Annotated in this window: 18 protein-coding genes, 1 tRNA gene and 1 pseudogene; 10 read left to right on the top strand and 10 right to left on the bottom strand. The window is 69.9% G+C overall.

The window, feature by feature from the left end:
• Positions 1-31 precede the first annotated feature (31 nt).
• Both FV226_RS17740 and FV226_RS17735 read left to right on the top strand, forming a co-directional pair.
• Positions 32-415 (top strand): CsbD family protein, encoded by a 384-nt coding sequence (locus FV226_RS17740; protein ID WP_147763924.1) that lies wholly within the window; start codon positions 32-34, stop codon positions 413-415.
• A gap of 275 nt (positions 416-690) precedes the next feature.
• On the top strand, positions 691-1,200 hold the full coding sequence (locus FV226_RS17735; RefSeq protein WP_147763923.1) for a MarR family winged helix-turn-helix transcriptional regulator: 510 nt from the start codon (positions 691-693) through the stop codon (positions 1,198-1,200).
• 21 nt (positions 1,201-1,221) lie between these two features.
• On the opposite strand, the gene FV226_RS17730 is transcribed toward FV226_RS17735, so the two are convergent.
• On the bottom strand, positions 1,222-1,665 hold the full coding sequence (locus FV226_RS17730; protein ID WP_147750654.1) for a DMT family transporter: 444 nt from the start codon (positions 1,663-1,665) through the stop codon (positions 1,222-1,224).
• Positions 1,666-1,798: 133 nt separating this feature from the next.
• On the opposite strand from FV226_RS17730, the gene FV226_RS17725 reads away from it, so the two are divergent.
• Positions 1,799-2,530 (top strand): DUF3750 domain-containing protein, encoded by a 732-nt coding sequence (locus tag FV226_RS17725; RefSeq protein WP_147750653.1) that lies wholly within the window; start codon positions 1,799-1,801, stop codon positions 2,528-2,530.
• Between the two features lie 16 nt (positions 2,531-2,546).
• On the opposite strand, the gene FV226_RS17720 is transcribed toward FV226_RS17725, so the two are convergent.
• The 5 genes from FV226_RS17720 to FV226_RS17700 all read right to left on the bottom strand — a co-directional run bounded on the left by FV226_RS17720 (position 2,547) and on the right by FV226_RS17700 (position 7,374).
• Positions 2,547-3,920, bottom strand: a complete 1,374-nt coding sequence (locus tag FV226_RS17720) for an LLM class flavin-dependent oxidoreductase (protein WP_147763922.1) — start codon at positions 3,918-3,920, stop codon at positions 2,547-2,549.
• Positions 3,917-4,570: a methionine ABC transporter permease gene (locus tag FV226_RS17715; RefSeq protein ID WP_147763921.1), complete on the bottom strand. Its 654-nt coding sequence runs from the start codon at positions 4,568-4,570 to the stop codon at positions 3,917-3,919. The genes FV226_RS17720 and FV226_RS17715 overlap by 4 nt, the downstream gene beginning before the upstream one ends.
• Entirely contained in the window at positions 4,551-5,630 is a 1,080-nt protein-coding gene (locus FV226_RS17710; RefSeq protein WP_246685451.1) for an ATP-binding cassette domain-containing protein, read from the bottom strand. The genes FV226_RS17715 and FV226_RS17710 overlap by 20 nt, the downstream gene beginning before the upstream one ends.
• Positions 5,631-5,686: 56 nt before the next feature.
• On the bottom strand, positions 5,687-6,487 hold the full coding sequence (locus FV226_RS17705; protein WP_147763919.1) for a MetQ/NlpA family ABC transporter substrate-binding protein: 801 nt from the start codon (positions 6,485-6,487) through the stop codon (positions 5,687-5,689).
• Between the two features lie 86 nt (positions 6,488-6,573).
• A complete protein-coding gene (locus FV226_RS17700; protein WP_246691644.1) occupies positions 6,574-7,374 on the bottom strand; it encodes a MetQ/NlpA family ABC transporter substrate-binding protein in 801 nt (266 codons plus the stop codon).
• Positions 7,375-7,741: 367 nt separating this feature from the next.
• On the opposite strand from FV226_RS17700, the gene FV226_RS17695 reads away from it, so the two are divergent.
• Positions 7,742-8,398 (top strand): DUF47 domain-containing protein, encoded by a 657-nt coding sequence (locus FV226_RS17695; RefSeq protein ID WP_147750649.1) that lies wholly within the window; start codon positions 7,742-7,744, stop codon positions 8,396-8,398.
• A gap of 5 nt (positions 8,399-8,403) precedes the next feature.
• Positions 8,404-9,408 (top strand): inorganic phosphate transporter, encoded by a 1,005-nt coding sequence (locus FV226_RS17690; RefSeq protein WP_147750684.1) that lies wholly within the window; start codon positions 8,404-8,406, stop codon positions 9,406-9,408.
• A gap of 43 nt (positions 9,409-9,451) precedes the next feature.
• Here the strand turns inward: FV226_RS17690 and FV226_RS17685 are convergent, their stop codons facing one another.
• Together FV226_RS17685 and FV226_RS17680 are read right to left on the bottom strand one after the other, a co-directional pair.
• Positions 9,452-9,922, bottom strand: a complete 471-nt coding sequence (locus FV226_RS17685) for a YeeE/YedE family protein (protein WP_246685449.1) — start codon at positions 9,920-9,922, stop codon at positions 9,452-9,454.
• Positions 9,916-10,350 carry a YeeE/YedE family protein gene (locus tag FV226_RS17680; RefSeq protein ID WP_147750648.1) on the bottom strand — a complete coding sequence of 145 codons (435 nt, stop codon included), beginning with the start codon at positions 10,348-10,350 and terminating at the stop codon, positions 9,916-9,918. The genes FV226_RS17685 and FV226_RS17680 overlap by 7 nt, the downstream gene beginning before the upstream one ends.
• A 358-nt stretch (positions 10,351-10,708) precedes the next feature.
• Here FV226_RS17680 and FV226_RS17675 point away from each other — a divergent pair, with 358 nt between their 5' ends.
• The 4 genes and pseudogenes from FV226_RS17675 (at position 10,709) to FV226_RS17660 (ending at position 15,711) form a co-directional block, all read left to right on the top strand.
• Positions 10,709-10,906, top strand: a complete 198-nt coding sequence (locus FV226_RS17675; protein ID WP_147750683.1) for a hypothetical protein — start codon at positions 10,709-10,711, stop codon at positions 10,904-10,906.
• A 43-nt stretch (positions 10,907-10,949) separates the two neighbouring features.
• Positions 10,950-11,795: a serine O-acetyltransferase gene (gene cysE, locus FV226_RS17670; protein ID WP_147763926.1), complete on the top strand. Its 846-nt coding sequence runs from the start codon at positions 10,950-10,952 to the stop codon at positions 11,793-11,795.
• Positions 11,796-12,285: 490 nt separating this feature from the next.
• Positions 12,286-13,677, top strand: a complete 1,392-nt coding sequence (locus tag FV226_RS28985; RefSeq protein WP_147750647.1) for a family 2B encapsulin nanocompartment shell protein — start codon at positions 12,286-12,288, stop codon at positions 13,675-13,677.
• A pseudogene (locus FV226_RS17660) lies at positions 13,664-15,711 on the top strand (family 2A encapsulin nanocompartment cargo protein cysteine desulfurase). Before FV226_RS28985 ends, FV226_RS17660 begins: the two are co-directional and overlap by 14 nt.
• Before the next feature lie 477 nt (positions 15,712-16,188).
• Here the strand turns inward: FV226_RS17660 and FV226_RS17655 are convergent.
• Together FV226_RS17655 and FV226_RS17650 are read right to left on the bottom strand one after the other, a co-directional pair.
• Positions 16,189-16,265, bottom strand: a tRNA-Pro gene (locus tag FV226_RS17655).
• 91 nt (positions 16,266-16,356) lie between these two features.
• Positions 16,357-17,100 carry a 4'-phosphopantetheinyl transferase superfamily protein gene (locus FV226_RS17650; protein ID WP_147763918.1) on the bottom strand — a complete coding sequence of 248 codons (744 nt, stop codon included), beginning with the start codon at positions 17,098-17,100 and terminating at the stop codon, positions 16,357-16,359.
• A gap of 252 nt (positions 17,101-17,352) precedes the next feature.
• Here FV226_RS17650 and FV226_RS17645 point away from each other — a divergent pair, with 252 nt between their 5' ends.
• A complete protein-coding gene (locus tag FV226_RS17645; protein ID WP_246691643.1) occupies positions 17,353-18,654 on the top strand; it encodes an MFS transporter in 1,302 nt (433 codons plus the stop codon).
• Positions 18,655-18,668 lie beyond the last annotated feature (14 nt).

Below are 18,668 nucleotides of genomic sequence, written 5' to 3'. Positions count from 1 at the left end.
CCTTTTCACCCCCCACCGACGGAGCCCGACCATGAACCGCGATGAATTCCGTGGCGCCAAGCGCCACCTCAAGGGCCGCGCCCAGACCACCCTCGGCGGCCTCACCGGCGACGCCGGCCGTCAAGTCCGCGGCGCCGTCGACCAAGTGGCCGGCGGGGCGCAGTACGCCTACGGTCGCGCCCGAGACCGGGCCGAGGACCTGATCGACGACGGCACGCACCTCGCCCACGAGGCCCGGCGCCGCGGCGAATCGCTCGTCGACGACGGCAGCCGCTACGCCCGCGACGCGCGTCGCCGTGGCGAGACCTACGGCCGGCAGGCCCTCGGCTACGCCGACGAGAACCGCGCCACCACCCTCATCGCCTTCGCCGCCGTGGCCTTCGCCGCCGGCTGGCTGCTGCGTCCCTCGCGCTGACACCCACCGAACAGGACAGCCCCCATGATCCGCAAGCTCCTCACGGCCTTCATCGTGCCGAAGCTCATCGCCTATGTCGGCCGGCGCTTCGGCGGCGGCGCCGGTCGCCGCCCGCGCTGAGCCATCCCAGGCTCCGGAGGCGTCCGCATCCGGAGCCGGTTACCGCGGCCCGACCCAGCGGCCCGGTCGGAGCGCAGTTAAACGCAGGCATATGCCTGCATCTTCGGTCATGGTATCTGGGCATCTTCGGCAAGCCGGCCGACACGAGGCGAACGATGGCGAAGGGCGCGCGAGCCCGCACCGATGTGGAGGTCGCCTCCGGCACCCATCGGAGCCGGTGCAGCAACGCCGCCCTGCGTAAGGCGACGCGCAACATCGGGCAGCTCTACGACGAGGTGCTGGCGCCGTGCGGCCTGCGCACGACGCAGCACAGCCTGCTCGTGACGGTCCGCGCGCTGGGCACCCCGACCATGGGACAGCTCGCCGAGACCATGGTGATGGACCTGTCCGGCCTTGGCCATACGCTGAAGCCGCTGGCTCGCGACGGGTATCTCCGCCTCGTCCCCGACGAGGCCGACCGCCGCGTCCGCCGCGTGGCGCTCACCGATCTCGGCGCCGCGAAGCTAGAACAGTCGATCCCGCTCTGGCAGGCCGCGCAAACGCGCTTCGAGGCGGCCTTCGGCCGCGAGCGGACCGATGCGCTGCGCGACGTCCTCGCCGCCCTGGCTAGGCCGGGGTTCCGCGCGGCGTTCGCTAGAGGCGCGCGACCCGACGAGGCGGGCTGACCCGATCGCGCCGGCGATTCCTCAGAACAGGGCGACCAGGGCGACGCCGCCGACCATCAAGATGCCGCCGAGAATGCGCCAGGGCGTCGCCGGATGCACCGCGAAGCCGACCCAGCCGAAGTGATCCAGCAGCACCGAGGTGACGACGCCCGCCGTCACCAGCAGGCCGAGGAAGGCGCCGGCGCCGATCTCGCGGGCGATCAGCAGCTGCGTGATCACGATGCCGCCGCCGAAGACGCCGCCGAACCAGCCCCACCACGGGATCGACGCCATCCCCCCGGAGGACGGCCAGGACAGACGGCCGGTGACGAGGCCGACGACGAGCACGGTGGTGGCCGTGGTGATCCCGACGACGAGGCCGGCGGTGATCGGCTGCGAGAAGCCCTTGGCCAAGGCCGCGTTCTGTCCGGGCTGGATGGCGTTGGCGATCCCGGCGAGCAGGACGACGCCGTAAAGGTACCACATGCGAGGATTCCAGGCCGGTGGGGTGATGCCGTCCGGCCGACCAACCGAGGCGCGATGACGCCGCACCGCTCTGCCAACCGCCCGGCGCCGTCCCTAGATCCGAACGTCCCGCCCTGCCCCGGACCCGACCCGCGTGCTCCGCATCGCCCTCCTCGTCTTCGTGCTCGTATTCCTCGCCCCGATCGCGGTGTCGGCGGCCCTCTACTACCTGCGCAACGACGTCGCCGACTGGCGCACCGCCGACCGGTCGAGCGCCGGCCTCCTGCCGCCGGCGGCGCAGAACCCCGCGGCCGTGGTGCGGGTGTTCTCGGCGCGGACGGTGAGCTGGCGCGGCATCATCGCGAGCCACAGCTGGATCGTCGTGAAGGGCGCGGGCGACCGCGCCTACCGGCGGTTCGACTACACCGCCTGGGGCATGCCGATCTGGGTCGATCGCTTCGTACCGGACGGGCGCTGGTTCGGCAGCGTGCCGGAGCTGGTCTTCGCCGCCGACGGGGTCGATGCGGAGCAGATGCTGCCGCGCATCCGCGAGACCATCGCCACCTACCGCTATGCCAAGCTCGGCGACTACCACCTCTGGCCCGGGCCGAACTCGAACACCTTCGTGGCCGCGGTGATGAGCGCCGTACCAGAGATGCGCGCCAGCCTGCCGGCGACGGCGATCGGCAAGGACTTCCCCTACGACGGCCGCTGGGTCGGCCTCACGCCGTCGGGAACCGGGTTCCGGATCAACCTCGGTGGCTATCTCGGGCTGACGCTCGGCTGGGTCGAGGGCTTCGAGGTCAACCTCCTCGGCGCCGTCGCGGGCCTCGACATCCGCCGCCCCGGCCTCAAGCTGCCGGGCCTCGGCCGCGTCGGCATCTGAACCGTCGCGCCGGCCGTCAGCCCGTGACGGCGGCGGCGCTGCGGTAGGCCTGCGCTGCGTGGCGGGCGGGCAGGCGGTCGCCCTGGCCGAACAGCTTGTTCCGAAACGAGCCCGGCGCGTAGCCGGTCTTGTACAGGCCGCGGTCCTGAAGCTCCGGGATCACGACATCGATGAAGTCCGAAAAGCTTTCCGGCACGACGATGCGGCTGAGGTTGAACCCGTCCACCTCGCCTTCCTCGACCCAGGATTGCAGCTCGTCGGCGATGGCCACGGCGTTGCCGGTCAACACCGCGTAGCGGCCGCCGAGGCCCATTTCCGAGAGCAGGTCGCGCTTGGTCAGCCCGCGCTTGGCCGCGGCCGCGGTGGCCGACTGGATGGCGTTGCCGGGGGCGTAGGAAATCGGCTCGTCGAGGCCGTAGCGGGAAAAATCGATGCCGGTGGAGGCGGAGAAGTGCGCGAGCCCGGCCTCGGCGCTGGCGTAGCGCATGTACTCGGCGCGCTTGTCCTCCGCTTCGGCACGGGTGCGGCCGGGGATGGCGGCGATGCCGATGAACACCTTCACGTCCTGCGGGTCGCGGCCCGCGGCGGCGGCCTCGGCGCGGATCGCGCGGACGGCCTCCCGGGCCGAGGCCTTGTCCCGCGCCGAGATGAAGACGCACTCGGCGTGCCGTCCCGCGAAGGCGCGGCCGCGGCCGGAGGCGCCGGCCTGGTAGAGGACGGGCGTCCGCTGCGGCGAGGGCTCGCATAGGTGGTAGCCGTCGACCGACAGGAACTCGCCGCGATGGGAAACCGGCCGGATCAGCGCCGGATCGCTGAACACGCGGCCCTCGCGGTCCCGGCGCACCGCCGCGTCGTCCCAGCTTCCCTCCCAGAGCTTGTAGAGCACCTCCAGGTACTCGTCGGCGTAATCGTAGCGCCGGTCGTGGGCCGGAAGCGCCTCGCCGCGGCCGCGGTGGGCGCTCTCGAGGTAGCCGGTGACGACGTTCCAGCCGACCCGCCCGCCGGTGAGGTGGTCCAGCGTCGAGAGGCGCCGGGCGAAGGTGTAGGGCGCCTCGGCGAAGACGTTGAGCGTGATGCCGAAGCCCAGGTGCTCCGTCACCGCCGCCATGGCCGGAACGATCAGCGTCGGGTCGTTCACCGGCAGCTGCACGGCCTCCCGCGCCGTCACGTCGATGCCGCCGCCGTAGATGTCGTAGACGCCGAGGATGTCGGCGATGAACATCCCGTCGAAAAGGCCGCGCTCCAGAAGCTTCGCCTGGTCCGTCCAGTAGCGCAGGGTGTTGTACTCGGCCGAGCGGTCGCGCGGATGGGTCCACAGGCCGTGGTTGATGTGGCCGACGCAGTTCATGTTGAACGCGTTGAGCCGGATCTGCTTGGCGGCGCCTGTCATCGCGCCCGAAGCCTCCGCACCACGCTGTCGCCCGTGAACTGCACGAGGCAGACGAGGACGATCAGGATCGCGATCACCACCGACATCACGGTCGTGTCGAAGCGCTGGTAGCCGTAGCGGATCGCCACGTCGCCGAGCCCGCCCGCGCCGACCGCGCCGGCTACGGCCGAGGCGCCGATCATCGAGACGATGGTGATGGTGAAGCCGCCGACGATCCCCGGCAGGGCCTCGGGCAGCAGCACGTGGAGCAGGATGTTGCGGCGTCGGCAGCCGATGGATTGGGCCGCCTCGACCAGTCCCGGATCGACCTCTCGCAGCGAGACCTCGGCGATCCGCGCGAAGAACGGCGTCGCGCTCACCGCCAGCGGAACGATGGCGGCCCAGACGCCGATCGTGGTCCCGACGACGAGCCGGGTGAACGGGATCAGCGCGACCAGCAGCACGATGAAGGGCACGGCGCGAAAACCGTTGACGACAACGCCGACGAGGCGGTTCGCCCGCGGGGCCGGAAAGATGCCGTTAGGCCCGGAGGTGACGAGGAACAGCGCGAGCGGGATGCCCGCCAGCACCGCGATCCCTGCCGACACGCCCACCATGAAGATCGTGTCGAACGCCGCCTGCCAGAGGCGGTCAATCATCTGCGGCGACATAGCCGATCCCCTCCACGGTTTCCCCGATGGCCCTCAGTCGGGCCTCCGCCTCCGTGCCCTCGGCGGCGATGAGCATGCGGCCGACGGCGTGCCCCTGGATGCACTCGACGCCCGCCTGCAGGAGCCGGACCGTGCCGCCCGTCGCCGCGACGAGGGCCGACAGGTCGGGCGCGGACCGTCCGGAATAGGTGATCCGCAGCACGGCCTGCGCGCCCGGCACGGGATGCGGCAGGAGCCGCTGCGCCAGCTCGTCGGGCACGTCGCGGGTAAGCGGCGCGAGCAGCGCCCGCGTCGCCGGGTGCTCGGGCGCGCCGAACACCCGCCAGACCGGCCCGGATTCGGCGACCCGCCCGGCTTCCAGCACCACGACGTCGGTGCAGACCTCACGGATCACGCTCATCTCGTGCGTGATGAGGATGATGGTCAGGCCGAGCCGCCGGTTGATGTCCCTCAGCAGGCCGAGGATCGACAGGGTGGTCTCCGGGTCCAGCGCCGAGGTCGCCTCGTCGCAGAGCAGGATTTCGGGGTCGCTGACCAGGGCGCGGGCGACGCCGACCCGCTGCTTCTGCCCGCCCGAGAGGCGCGACGGATAGGTGTCGGCCTTGCCCTCCAGGCCGACGAGGCGCAGCACCTCGTCCACCCGGCGCGCGATCTCCGCCGGCCTGATCCCGGCCACCTTGAGCGGCAGGGCCACGTTCTGCCGGACGGTCTTGGCGGACAGCAGGTTGAAGTGCTGGAAGATCATGCCGATGCGGCGGCGCAGGGCCACGAGGCCAGCCGTACGCAGGGCCTCGATCGGCTCGCCGTCGACCAGCACCCGGCCCGAGGTCGGCTCCTCCAGCCGGTTGACGGTTCGGAGCAGGGTCGACTTGCCGGCGCCCGAGCGGCCGATGATGCCGAAGATCGCCCCGGACGGAACGTCGAGGCTGACGTCGTCCAGCGCGCGGACCTCGCCGCCCGCGGAGCGGTACGTCTTCGAAACGTTCTCGAACCGAACGGTGCCGGCGCCGCGCCGGGCCGCCGAGTCCCGGACGGCAGAGATCGCGTCCGCCGCGAGCAGGTTCGGCCTCGCCGAATCCGTCGCCCCGAGGCTGTCCAAGGCCAAGCTCACCATTGTCAATTCTGCCACGCGAGCAGGTACAGCTTGTCGCTGCCGGCGAAGGATGTCTTGATCTGCTGCTTCACGGCCTCGGAGTTCTGGAAGATCTGGACGAATTTCCGGATCGTCGGGTCGTCCTTGCGGGCGGCCTTGGTGACGAAGCTCACGGCAAACAGCTTGTCCTCGATGCCGGAATAGATCAGCCCGCTCGTCGGATCGAAGGCGCCGGCGGCGACGATGAAATGCGGGTAGCCCTGGGCGAGGTCGACGTCGCCGGTGATCCGCACCAGCTGCGGCCCCTCGACTTCGGTGAATTTCAGCTTCTTCGGGTTCTCGACGACGTCGTCGACGGTGCCGAGGAAGCCGACGTCGTCCTTGAGCTTGATGAGGCCGGCCTTCTGCAGCAGCAGCAGGCCTCGGCCCTGGTTCACCGGATCGTTGGCGATGGCGACCTTGCCCCCCGCCGGGACCTGGTCGAGGCTCTTATGCTTGAGCGAGAACAAGCCGATGTTCTGCAAGATGCCGAGCCCGACGATGTCGAACCGGTAGCCCTTCTGCTTCGACGCGTTCTCCAGGAAGGGGCGATGCTGGAAGAAGTTCAGGTCGATGTCGCCGGCATCGAGGGCGACGTTGGGCGTCGTCCAGTCGCTGAACTCGATCACCTTCACGTCGATGCCCTGCGCCTTGGCCTCATTGGCGGCGGCGGTGACGGCATCGCTGTAGGCGCCCGGCACCGTGCCGACCTTCAGGGTCTCGGCCTGGGCGGCCATCGTGCCGACAGACAGGAGGGCGATGGCGAGGGTCTTCAGGAAGCGCATCGGTCGTGGACTCCGCTCGCCCGTTTCGGCGAGGACAGGGCAGGATGGGGCTGTCGAAGGGCGGGTGATGGCCGCGTCCGCGCCGGTCAGGACGGGCGGACGGGGACGACCGAGCCGCGGTAGCGTTCGCCGATGAAATCCGCGACCTCGGCCGAGGTCAGCAGGGTTCCGAGGCGCAGCACCCGGGGATCCTTCGCCAGGCCCTCGGTGGTGACGAGGACGTTCGCATACGGATTGCCCTCGGCACGTTCGAGCGCCAGCGCATCCCGCGCAGGCTCCAGCCCCGCTTCGAGCGCGTAGTTGCCGTTGATGACCGCGAGCGCCACGTCGTCGAGGGAGCGCGGCAGTTGCGGCGGGGCGATCTCGACGAAGCGGAAGTTCTTCGGGTTCTCGACGATGTCGTCCACGGTGGCGTTCACGTCCGCCGCCTTCGCCCGCAGGCGGATCAGGCCGTTGGCCTGAAGCAGCGACAGCCCGCGGCTGGTGTTGGAGACGTTGTTCGACAGGGCGACGGCGCCGCCGGCCGGCAGGTCCGCGAGCGCCTTGGCACGGCGGCTGTACAAGCCCAGGGGCTCGACATGCACCGCCGCGACGACGGCGAAGCGCATCCCCATGGCGGCTTCCTCAGAGCGTAGGAAGGGGACGTGCTGGAAGAAGTTGGCGTCGGCGTCGCCGTCACGCAGCAGGGCGTTCGGGCGCAGATCGCCCGAGATCTCGATGACTTTCAGCGGCAGGTCGGGGGCGAGCTTGTCGACGACGAACTCGAGGATCTCCGCATGCGGCAGCGAGGAGGCCACGACCCGCAGGGGCGCCGAGGCGGCGCGGGCCGGTCCGATGCTCAGGGCGAGGGCGCCGGACAGGAAGACGCGACGGGTCGATGCAGGCACGGCGCACGCTTTTCGATTGAATTTCGGTGACGAAGACTGGTCTTGGTATCTCGAAACCAAGGTTCCGCATCAAGAGCAGCGATTGCCGAATTTCGGCCCGTTCGAAGGGGATCGTCACCGTGTTTCGCGGTGCGAGGATAGCGATGTTCTCCTGGCCTGTTGTCGCGACGGGATTCACGCCGAGGCGGCATCGTCGCGCCGGCCGCGATCGCCTCCGGCGTGCCCGCGACGATGGGAGGGCCGACCCAGAAGTTAGCCGACTTTCCGACGCGCCTTGGAACGCCTCAGCTTGGTCTCGGGTTTTGCTGCCACGCACGCAGCCAACGGCAGTTCGGCCGAGCGTCACGGTCACCCGAGGGGTCGTTCGATGCTTGGCTGGTTTCGCGCCCTGATGCCGCGGGAAGACCGCTTCTTCGATCTTTTCGCGCGCCATTCCCAGACCTTGGTCGCCGGCGCGGAAGCCCTCCAGGGCGTGCTGCAGGGCGGTGCGGAGGTTCCGCGTTACTGCCAGGTGATCGTCGACCGGGAGCAGGAGGCGGACGCCATCGCCGCCGAGGTCCTGCTGGCGGTGCGCCGCAGCTTCATCACCCCGTTCGATCGCGGCGACATCAAGGACCTGATCCAGTCGATGGACGACGCCATCGACCAGATGAACAAGACCGTGAAGGCGGTCCAACTCTACGAGTTGCGCGACTTCACCCCCCTGATGCGCGCCATGGGCGAGACGGTGATCGAGGCGGCCCGCCTCACGGCCGAAGCCGTGCCGCTACTCAACGCGGTGGGAAGCCATGCCGGGCGCATCAACCAGCTCACCGAGGCGATCACCCAGATCGAGGGTCATTCGGATGCGTTGGAGGAGCAGGGCCTGAAGGCGCTCTATCAGGCGCATCGCCGCGACGGCGGGGACGGCGACGCGATGGCCTACATGATCGGCGCGGAGATCTACGGGCACCTGGAGGACGTGGTCGACCGCTTCGAGGACGTCGCCAACGAGATCAGCGGCATCGTGATCGAGAACGTGTGACCGCCATGGAGGTCACCACCCTCGCCCTCCCCTACCTCGTCGCCCTGATCGCGGTGGCGCTGGTCTTCGACTTCCTCAACGGGCTGCACGATGCGGCCAACTCCATCGCCACCATCGTCTCGACGCGGGTCCTGCGGCCGCAATATGCGGTGCTCTGGGCGGCGTTCTTCAACTTCATCGCGTTCCTGTTCTTCGGCCTGCACGTGGCCGAGACGCTGGGGACCGGCATCGTCGACGCCGGGATCGTCGACCCGCAGGTGATCCTCAGCGCCCTCGTCGGCGCCATCGTGTGGAACGTCGTCACCTGGGTGTTCGGCATCCCGTCGAGCAGCTCGCACGCGCTCGTCGGCGGCCTCGTCGGGGCGGGCGTCAGCAAGGCGGGGCTCGGCGTCGTGGTCTGGTCGGGCCTGGGCAAGACGGTCGCGGCCATCGTGCTGTCGCCGCTCATCGGCTTCGTCCTGGCGCTCGTGCTCGTGCTCGTCGTGTCCTGGAGCTGCGTGCGGGCGACGCCGTTCGGCGTGGACAAGACCTTTCGCGTGCTGCAGTTCGCCTCCGCCTCGCTCTACTCGCTCGGGCACGGCGGCAACGATGCGCAGAAGACCATGGGCATCATCGCGGTGCTGCTCTACTCGCAGGGCCGGCTGACGGGCGACTTCCACGTGCCGCTCTGGGTGGTGCTCGCATGTCAATCCGCGATGGCGCTGGGCACGCTGTCGGGCGGCTGGCGGATCGTGCACACGATGGGATCGCGGATCACCCGGCTGAACCCGACGCAGGGCTTCTGCGCCGAGACCGGAGGGGCCATCACGCTGTTCCTGGCGACGTGGCTCGGCGTGCCGGTCTCGACGACGCACACGATCACGGGCGCGATCATAGGGGTCGGCGCGGCGCGGCGGACCTCGGCTGTGCGATGGGGACTTGCCGGCAACATCGTCGTCGCTTGGGTCGTCACCCTGCCGGCTGCAGCCGGCATCTCGGCGGCCTGCTACGCGCTGACCCGGCTTTTTTGAGCTGAGAAGCCGAACGGACGGTGCTCATCCGCGGTCGAACGGTTCACCGGAACGCTTTCGACGACGAAAGCGGCTCCGGCATCACCGCGTCCGTTCGCGTCGTCCAGGCGTGACCGGCCATGCCGGCCAGCATCGCGAGCACGAACACGACGACCGGCAGGCCGCCGATCGACAGCGCCGCGACGGCCGGGCCGGGACAGAAACCGGACAGCCCCCAGCCGATCCCGAACAGGGCGGACCCGCCGACGAGGGCCGGATCGATCCGGCGGTTCGTCGGAATTTGGAAGCGTTCGTCGAGGACCGGCCGCGGCAGGCGGCGGGATAGCAGGTAGCCGAGCGCCGAGACCGTGACGGCGCCGCCGAGCACGAACATCAGGCTCGGATCCCAAGGTCCGGTCACGTCGAGGAAGCCGCGGACCCGCACCGGATCGAGCATGCCGGAGAGCGACAGGCCGAGACCGAAGATCAGGCCCGCGGCGAGCCCCGCGAGGATGCGCCAGAGGCCGATCACCACGACACGCCCGAGGTCGGCATCAAAGTGCGCATCAGCGCCACCGTCGCCATGCCGGCCGCCAGGAAGGTGAGCACGGCGACGAGCGAGCGCGGCGACAGCCGCGCCAACCCGGCGACGCCGTGGCCGCTGGTGCAGCCCGAGCCGAGCCGGGTGCCGAACCCGACGAGGAGGCCCGCGACGACGAGAACCGGCAGGGAGGCGACGATCCGCATCTCCGGCCAGGCCCCGGCGAGCCACGCGAAGGCGGGTGGCCCGAAGAGCAGCCCGGCGACGAAGGCGGCGTCCACGCGCCGGCGCTCGCCCCTGTCGGTGCCGAGGCCGGCGACCAGGCCGCTGATCCCGGCGATGCGGCCGTTCAACAGCAGCAGCATCGCGACCGAGAGGCCGATGAGCGCGCCGCCGGCGAGCGCGGGGAGAAAGGCGCTCATGCCCGCACGCCGCGCCGAGGCGCCGCGCGCACGGCCGTGTCACCGCGGCACGCAGCCGATAGGCGGCCTTCGACAAGGGACTTCATCATCCGCGGGGGCTCCGGCCGACCGGAAGTGCCGACATCCCCTCCGGCCTATCGCGGCCCTGGAACGGAAACAAGGCTTGCAATCGAGGTTCGCATCGCCAATTATCCAATCGAAACAATTACTTAACGGAATATTCATGCTGCTGGACAGGGCTTCCGCGACGCAAAGCTTCTCCGATTTCGACGCGACGGAGGACATGGACTCTCCCGCCCCTTCGGTCGCGGATCGGCCTCGCCGGCCGGCGGCGAATCGGACCGCACGGGCCGATTCCATCGTCGAGGGCGACCAGGTGATCTTCGCACGGCTCGACGTGGCGGAAGCGCTCGGCATCTGGCGCCATGCGCTGGGCCGCGTAGTCGAGACGCATGCGGAGGCGCCGGCGGCGAGCCTCACCCTGGACGTGAAGTTCGACGGCCACGAGACCCTGCACCGCTACCTGCCGGATCTCTTCAAGAAGCAGGCGGCGTGAGGATGCCTTTCGAATCGAGGATCGTCGCGTGAGTCTGGGCGCCATTTGGGAGGCGCGCTCCGCCCTGCCGAAGGCGCCGCTGCGGACGACGAGCCGCAGCACCTCCGTCGACGCGGTCTGGCAGGAGGTCCGTCGCGAGGCCGAGGCGGCGCTCGTCGAGGAGCCGCTTTATGCCGGCATCATCCAGGCGACGGTGCTCGACCAGCGCAGCATCGCGCAGGCCTTCGCCTACCGGCTCGCGCACCGGCTCGGCGACGGCGACCTCTCCCGGCTGGCGATGCGCGACCTGTGCCTGGCGGCATTCGAGGCCGACCCGCATGCGGGCGCCCACGCGGTGCGCGACCTCGTCGCCATCCGCGAGCGCGACCCGACCTGCCGCCGCTATCTCGATCCGTTCCTGTTCTACAAGGGGCTGGCGGCGCTGGAGGGCTACCGCGTCGCGCATTGGCTCTGGCACCAGGGCCGGGCGACGCTGGCGCTGCACGTGCAGAGCCGGATCTCGGAGGTGTTCGGCGCCGACATCCATCCGGCGGCGCGGATCGGTTCGGGCGTGTTCATCGATCACGCCACCGGCGTGGTGATCGGCGAGACCACGGTGATCGCCGACGACGTCTCGATCCTCCAATCCGTGACCCTCGGCGGCAACGGCAAGGAAAGCGGCGACCGCCATCCCAAGATCGAGCGCGGCGTGCTGCTCAGCGTCGGCGCCAAGGTGCTCGGCAACATCCGCGTCGGCGAAGGCGCCCGGGTCGCCGCCGCCGCGGTCGTGCTGCACGACGTACCGGCCCACACCACCGTCGCCGGCGTGCCCGCCCGGGTGGTGTCGAAGCTGCCGCGCAACGAGGAGCCGGCCCAGAGCATGGACCAGTTCTTCGGAGACGGGATCTGACCCGACGATGATTCGACTTGGGCGCCGTTGAAGGCTGCCGCCCGATCTCGGCGGAATCGAAGGTCGCAAAGGCCGTCCACGCCACTCGTGACCCGGGAAGAGGCGCAAGGCCGCGCGGACCGGCTCCGCCGCACGGGACGCCGTTGAAGAGGATTTCCCGTCGAACCTCGCGTTCGGAGGGTAATTTCTAGAATTTCATTCTCTCGAGATGCCCATTTCCAGAAATCGTCCTCATCATACGGTCGATAGACAGGAAGCGATACTGCAAAAATCCACAAATTCGGAATATTCTTCTATTGACGATGCGTCGCAGTCGAGGCTAAACCGTCGTTCTATCCCGATGCTACATAGGTTTCGCAACGGGATGTCAATCATTCGATTTCTTAGCCGAGCGCTCTTGCTCTCAACGCAGCGTAAATGCGGCTGATCGATCGCGCCTGTTCTTCAGAGGGCGCGACACAATTCAAAAACAAAGTGGGGACGACCGGACATGAGCGGACAAGGACTGAGCGTGGGCGCATCGGCAGCACGCAATCTATCGACCGCGACCGTCACCTCGGTCCAGAACCTCGCGAACACCCCGCGCTGGCTCCTGCGGCTGCTGCCCTTCGTCAACGTGGACGGCGGCGTCTACCGCGTGAACCGGCGCGCCGTGGTGCTGGCCAAACCCGGCCGCATCGACCTCGCCACGGACGGCAACGCCCGCACGATCAGTCCCGCCTCGCTCCGCGCCGTGCCGGCGTTCAGCCGCCTGGGCGACGCCGAGCTGTCCGCGCTCGCCGGCAAGTTCACCGAGAGCCGGCACAACGCCGGGGAGACGATCTCGGAAGGCGGCGCCGGCGACCGCAGCCTGACCGTCGTCGCCGACGGCACCGTCGAGCTCTCGCTGTCGGGCCCGTACAAGAACCGCCTGCGCTCGGGGCTGGCCACCCGCGGCGACTTCTTCGGCGACGAAACCCTCGTCGGCGACGGCCAGCCCGCACCGGCCGTCAAGGCGCTCTCGGCGGTGACGCTGCTGACCCTCGACCGCGCGGCGCTCGACGACGACGCGGTCAAGAACCGCATCGCGCACTATGTCGAGGAGCGCGACCGCCTGAAGGGCCACACCAACAGCCACGGCGAGCAGGGCATCGAGCTGCTGGCCGTGCACACCGGCGCGCCGCGCCTGCCGACGACCTTCGTCGACTACGAGATCGATCCGCGCGAGTACCATCTTTCGACGATCCAGACGATCCTCAACACCCATACCCGCGTCACCGATCTCTACTCGAACGAGATCGACCAGCTCCGCGAGCAGATCCGCCTGACGGTGGATGCCGTGAAGGAGCGCGAGGAGTGGGAGCTGCTTAACAACTCCGAGTTCGGCCTCCTCAACGAAGTGGGCGGGCGCCAGCGCATCCCGACCCGCTCGGGTCCGCCGACCCCGGACGACCTCGACGAGTTGCTGACCCTCGTCTGGAAGAAGCCCGCCTTCTTCGTCGCCCACCCCCGCGCCATCGCCGCCTTCGGCCGCGAGGCCACCCGCCGCGGCGTGCCGCCGGTCGTGGTGCACCTGTTCGGCGCCCCGTTCCTCACCTGGCGCGGCGTGCCGCTGGTGCCGAGCGACAAGCTACCGATCGACGTCGACCCGGCCACCGGCGCGCAGACCACCTCGATCCTGCTGTTGCGCGTCGGCGAAGGCGAGCAGGGCGTCGTCGGCCTGCAGAAGTCCGGCGTCACCGGCGAGATCGAACCGGGCCTGTCGGTGCGCTACATGGGCACCAACGACCATTCCATCGCCTCACACCTGGTGACCCGCTACTTCTCTGCTGCGGTCCTGGTCGAGGATGCGATCGCACGCCTCGATAACGTGCTGCTCGGCAACTACCATGACTACGCCTGAGGCCGGCGCGTTGAGCACGTCCGCCATCGGCATCCCCACGGGCGACAGCGCCGCGTCCCTAGCCCACGCCGACCTCGTCGGGCGCCTCGCCCGCGAGATCTACGGCCAGGGGCAGGCGGCGTCCGCGCCGTTCGCCCCGTCGCCGCCGGCCTCGCCGCAACTGCCGCAGGGCCTGGAGAGCCTTCCCCAGGGCCCCGGACAGCCCTCGCTGCCGGGTGCCGGCCTCGGCCCCCCCTCGGCGCGCGCAATGTCGGCGGCCCTGCCGTCGGGATTCCGGGCTCGACGGGGCCTTCCGCGGCGAGCCCGTTCGGCGGGACGCCCGCGCCCGCCGGCGCCGGCTTCCTCGACACGGCGACGATCCCGTCGGTGCATCCGCTCGCGGACCCGCTGGCGTCGCAGCGCGGCGTTCCGTCAGCGCGGCACGGCCTGCCGGAATTCTTCGTGCCGAACCTGCCGGACGTGGCCGCCTTCCTCCCCGGCGGACCCGACCTGCATCGACAGATCGCGGCGGATCATCCGCGCGCGAACGCCTTCGCCAGCGCCGTCGCGCCGAGCCTCGTGCCGGCCGACCCGTCGAAGGCCGGCGTCGACGTCGCCCAGGAGAACTTCCAACGCACGGGCCGCCCTTCCGGCGACCCCGTGCGGACGGTGGAGCATGGCGGCGACCAGCCGTTCACGTCGGGCGACTATTACTTCCTGACGGGATCGCCGCGGAACGCCAAGCCGCACGCCAAGCCGCAGGCCGCGCCCCGCGTCGAGCCTTCACGGCATCACGGCCCGGTTCCGCGGGTCACCTCGACCCCGTCGAGCCTGGTCGGCGCCCCCTTCGACGTCGAGCGTGTCCGCAAGGACTTTCCGGCCCTTCACCAGAGCGTCAACGGGCATCGGCTGGTCTGGCTCGACAACGCGGCGACCACGCACAAGCCGCAATCGGTCATCGACGCGACCTCCGAATTCTACGCCCGCCACAACTCGAACATCCACCGGGCCGCGCACACGCTGGCCGCCCGCTCGACCGACCTGTTCGAGGGCGGCCGCGATAAGGTGCGCCGCTTCCTCAACGCCCCATCGAAGGACGACATCGTCTTCGTGCGCGGCACCACCGAGGCGATCAACCTCGTGGCGAACTCGTACGGACGCGCCAACATCGGGCCGGGCGATGAGATCATCGTCTCGACGATCGAGCATCATGCCAACATCGTACCCTGGCAGCTGCTCAGCCAGGCCACCGGCGCGACCCTGCGCGTGATCCCGGTCAACGATCGCGGCGAGATCATCTTCGAGCAATACGCGGCCCTGCTCTCAGGGAGGACCAAGATCGTATCGGTGACCCACGTCGCCAACGCGCTCGGCACGGTGAACCCAGTCCGCGAGATCATCGCGCTGGCCCACGCCTACGGCGTGCCGGTGCTCTTGGACGCCGCGCAGTCCACGCCGCACATCCCGATCGACGTGCAGTCGCTCGATGCCGACTTCGTGGTCTTCTCCGGTCACAAGGTGTTCGGGCCGACCGGCATCGGCGCCCTCTACGGCAAGACGCACCTGCTCGAGGCGATGCCGCCGTGGCAAGGCGGCGGCCACATGATCGAGGACGTCACCTTCACCAGGACGGTCTACAAGGGCGCGCCCGAGAAGTTCGAGGCGGGCACACCCGATATCGCCGGCGCCGTCGGCCTCGGCGCGGCGCTCGACTACCTGGAGAGCGCCGGCCTCCCGGCCATCGCCGCCTACGAGCACGACCTGCTCGACTACGCGCAAGCGGGTCTCGCCGACATCAAGGGCCTGCGCCTGATCGGCACCGCCCGCGAGAAGGCCAGCGTGATGTCCTTCACGATCGAAGGCCAGGCGAACGAAGCGGTGGCCCACCATCTCGACCGCCACGGCGTCGCCGTCCGCTCCGGCCACCACTGCGCCCTGCCGGCGTTGCGACGCTTCGGCGTCGACCAATCGATCCGCGCCTCGCTGGCCTTCTACAACACCCGCGAGGACGTGGACGTCTTCCTCCAGGCTCTGCACCGCCTGGCGCGGCACTAGCGGGTCAAGATTTCCGTTGCTGCAGCTTGCTTGATCGAACGAGACGTCGATGCCATTAATCTGGCACCGGCATCTCGCCGTTTCACGCGTCTATCCATTGACTTTTTGTACCAATAAATTCGACTTGATCAATAAATCGATCGAAACATAAATTCAATGTCGATTTGTTATATCAAAACCAAGACGTAATATATTTATTTTTAAATATATGAGATCTGTCAATCCATGACGACCGCCACGCGATTGCCTTCCACGCGGCTCGACCAAAGATACCGGTCAGGTGAGCGGCGTTTGATCCCGTAGCGCATCGCGCCTCCGGACGATCGAGATGCCGGTGTCGATCTCGCGATAGAGGCTGAGGTGGAACAGGTCCCGGCATTTCCGGTCGGCGGCGAACCGATTGCGCGGCTCTCGCGCAAACCTTTGATTGTGCTGATGCTCTCTGAGCCGGGAAGACCCGTTTCCGAAAGGAAACTTTGGTCGGAGTGGCAGGATTTGAACCTGCGACCCCCACGTCCCGAACGTGGTGCGCTACCAGACTGCGCTACACTCCGACGGCCGGCGGCTTCGCCAGCGAGCGGGGGTATAACCGGGGCCAGGGTCGGCCGCAAGCGGCATCTCGCACGGGGTCGCCGTTTCGCACGCTCAGCGCGGGTGGCGGTCCAGCCAATCCTCCGGCAGCGCGCAGCGGGCGATGGTGGCGCCGGCTGCGCGGATCGCCGCGGTGCCGACCGTGCCGGGGCCGGGTTCGAGGTGGTGGAGGCTCCAGGCCTCGGGGTCGTCGCCGACGATCGCGACGAGGCGCGGCGGCGCCGGCGGCAGGGTCAGGGCGAGGTGGTCGAGCGGCAGGGACAGGCCAGCCCCCAGCGCCTTCACCACCGCCTCCTTGCGTGTCCACAATCCGGTGAAGGCCGCATCGACTTCTTCGGGCCGCAGGGCTGCCAGCGCCTCGGCTTCCGCGCGCGCGAAATGCGCACGAGCGATGCGCAACGCGTCGGGAACCGGGCGCAGCGCCTCGACGTCGACCCCGATCGCGGCTTTGGGCGAGACCCCGACGAGGGCGCGTGTGCCCGAATGCGACAGGTTGAAGTGCAGCGCGCCCGCCTGTGCCCCGGCCAGCTCCGGCTTGCCGGCCGGCCCCGGCGCGAAGGCGAGCGCCTCGGCCGCCACGCCGAGCGCATGGGCGAGGATCAGGCGGAGCGCCGCGTGGCTCACGCGGGACCGGTCGCGATCCTCCGCCCGGAGGAAGCGGCCGGCGCGGGCGGCCTCCGCGGGCGAAAGCCAGGCATCGCAGCGCGCGAGCCGATCCGTGGACAGGGCGAGGTCGACGCTCCAGATCTGGATCGTATCGGTGGGGCCGGGTTCGGTGACGATCCAACCGTCGCTCATGATGCCGGCGCCGGAAACCTGCTGTTCGCTCCCCTCTCTGCGGGGGGAGCGAAAGGCGCGCGCGTTCGGCCGGCTTCCGTCGTAGGATCGGGGCGGAGCGGGTGCGCGTGCAATGAAAGACCTTCGGCGATGAGCGGCGGCGAGGATCCGCCCGTGCGGCCGGGTCCGCAAGCCGGTGCGGCCGCACGGTGGTCGTCAGGTCGGTCGTCGGTTCGGCTGCCGACCCTGCAGGATCGCAGGACGCGCTACGGCGTGTTCTTCGCCACCTACTTCTACCAGGGCCTGGTCGCTGGATTCTCCCTCACGGCGCTCGCCAACCATCTGGCGGCGCAGGGCGTGTCGAGCGCGGAGGTCGGCCTTCACTTCGCCATCGCCGGCCTGCCCTGGACGGTCCAGCCGATCCTGTGGGGGCCGCTGGTCGATCGCGCGAGCCGGTTCGCGATGGGGCGGCGCCGCGCCTGGAGCGTGCTCGCGATCCTCGGCTGCCACCTGGCGCTGGCCGGGCTGCTGCTCGTGCCCGGCGAGCGGTCGCTCGGCGCGCTCGGCCTCGTGTTCCTCGCCCACAGCACCTTCGCCGCCCTGCTCGACACCGCCTGCGACCGGATGGTGATGGACCATGTCCCACAGGGCGAGCTCGGGCGGATGAGCGCCTGCACCCGGGCCGGGTTCGTCGCCGGCACCAGCCTCGGCGCCGGCCTGTTCGGCTGGCTGCTCGCGGCCTACGGGTTCCGGTTCGGAGCCCTGTGCCTGCTCGCGGCCGCGATCTTCGCCAGCCTGCCGATCCTGCTGGTGCGCGAGGCGCCGGGCGACGCCTTCCTCTCGTCGGCGCGCCGCGTCGGCGCCGACGCCGGGCGGAACGTGCCGTTCGGGCGGTTCCTGCGCCGGCTGGGCCTTGGCCTGCGCCGGCCGCACGCCCTGCGGCTCGTCGCGTTGTGCTTCTCGATCGACGGCGCGCTCGCGCTGTTCGAGCTGCCGTTCTCCGTCGCCCTCGTGCAGGCGCAGGGCTGGGATGCCGCCGCCCTGTCGCGGCTCCAGGCCGGCCTCGCCTTCGCGGGCGGGACGGTGGGTGCCGTGGCCATCGGGTCGTGGTGCGACCGCGCCGGGCCGCTGCCGGCGCTGCGCGCCCTGTTCCTGGCGAGCGCCGCCGCGTTCCTCGCCACCGCCGCCCTGATCGCGGCGGGCCTGGCCGGGTCGGCCGGGCCGCTGATCCTCGGCTTCACCAACGTCCTGCCCGGCCTGCTGATCGTCGCCCTGGTGCCGGCGCTGATGCAGGCGAGCCGCGGACGCGCCGGCGCGGCGACGCAGTTCGAGGTATTCATGGCGGTGATGAACCTCGGCTCCGTCGCCGGCGGCGCGGCCTCCGGCGCGCTGATGCCGGTGCTGCCCCTGTCGCTGGTCGCGATCCTCGCCGGGCTGGTCCTGCTCGGGGCCGCGGCGCTGGTGCGGCGCCCGGAGCTGATCCTGCCCCGGCCGCGCCAGCCACGCGCGATCCCTGTGCATCGCGACGCTTCGGCTCGCTCGGGAAGTGATCTCGGCCGGAGGGAAATCGGTTAGAAGCCCGATCGCCC

It is taken from the genome of Methylobacterium sp. WL12, assembly GCF_008039475.1.
GTDB classification, from domain to species: domain Bacteria; phylum Pseudomonadota; class Alphaproteobacteria; order Rhizobiales; family Beijerinckiaceae; genus Methylobacterium; species Methylobacterium cerastii.
The sequence above is the reverse complement of the archived record's forward strand: the minus strand, read 5'-3'. Positions and strand labels throughout refer to the sequence as shown.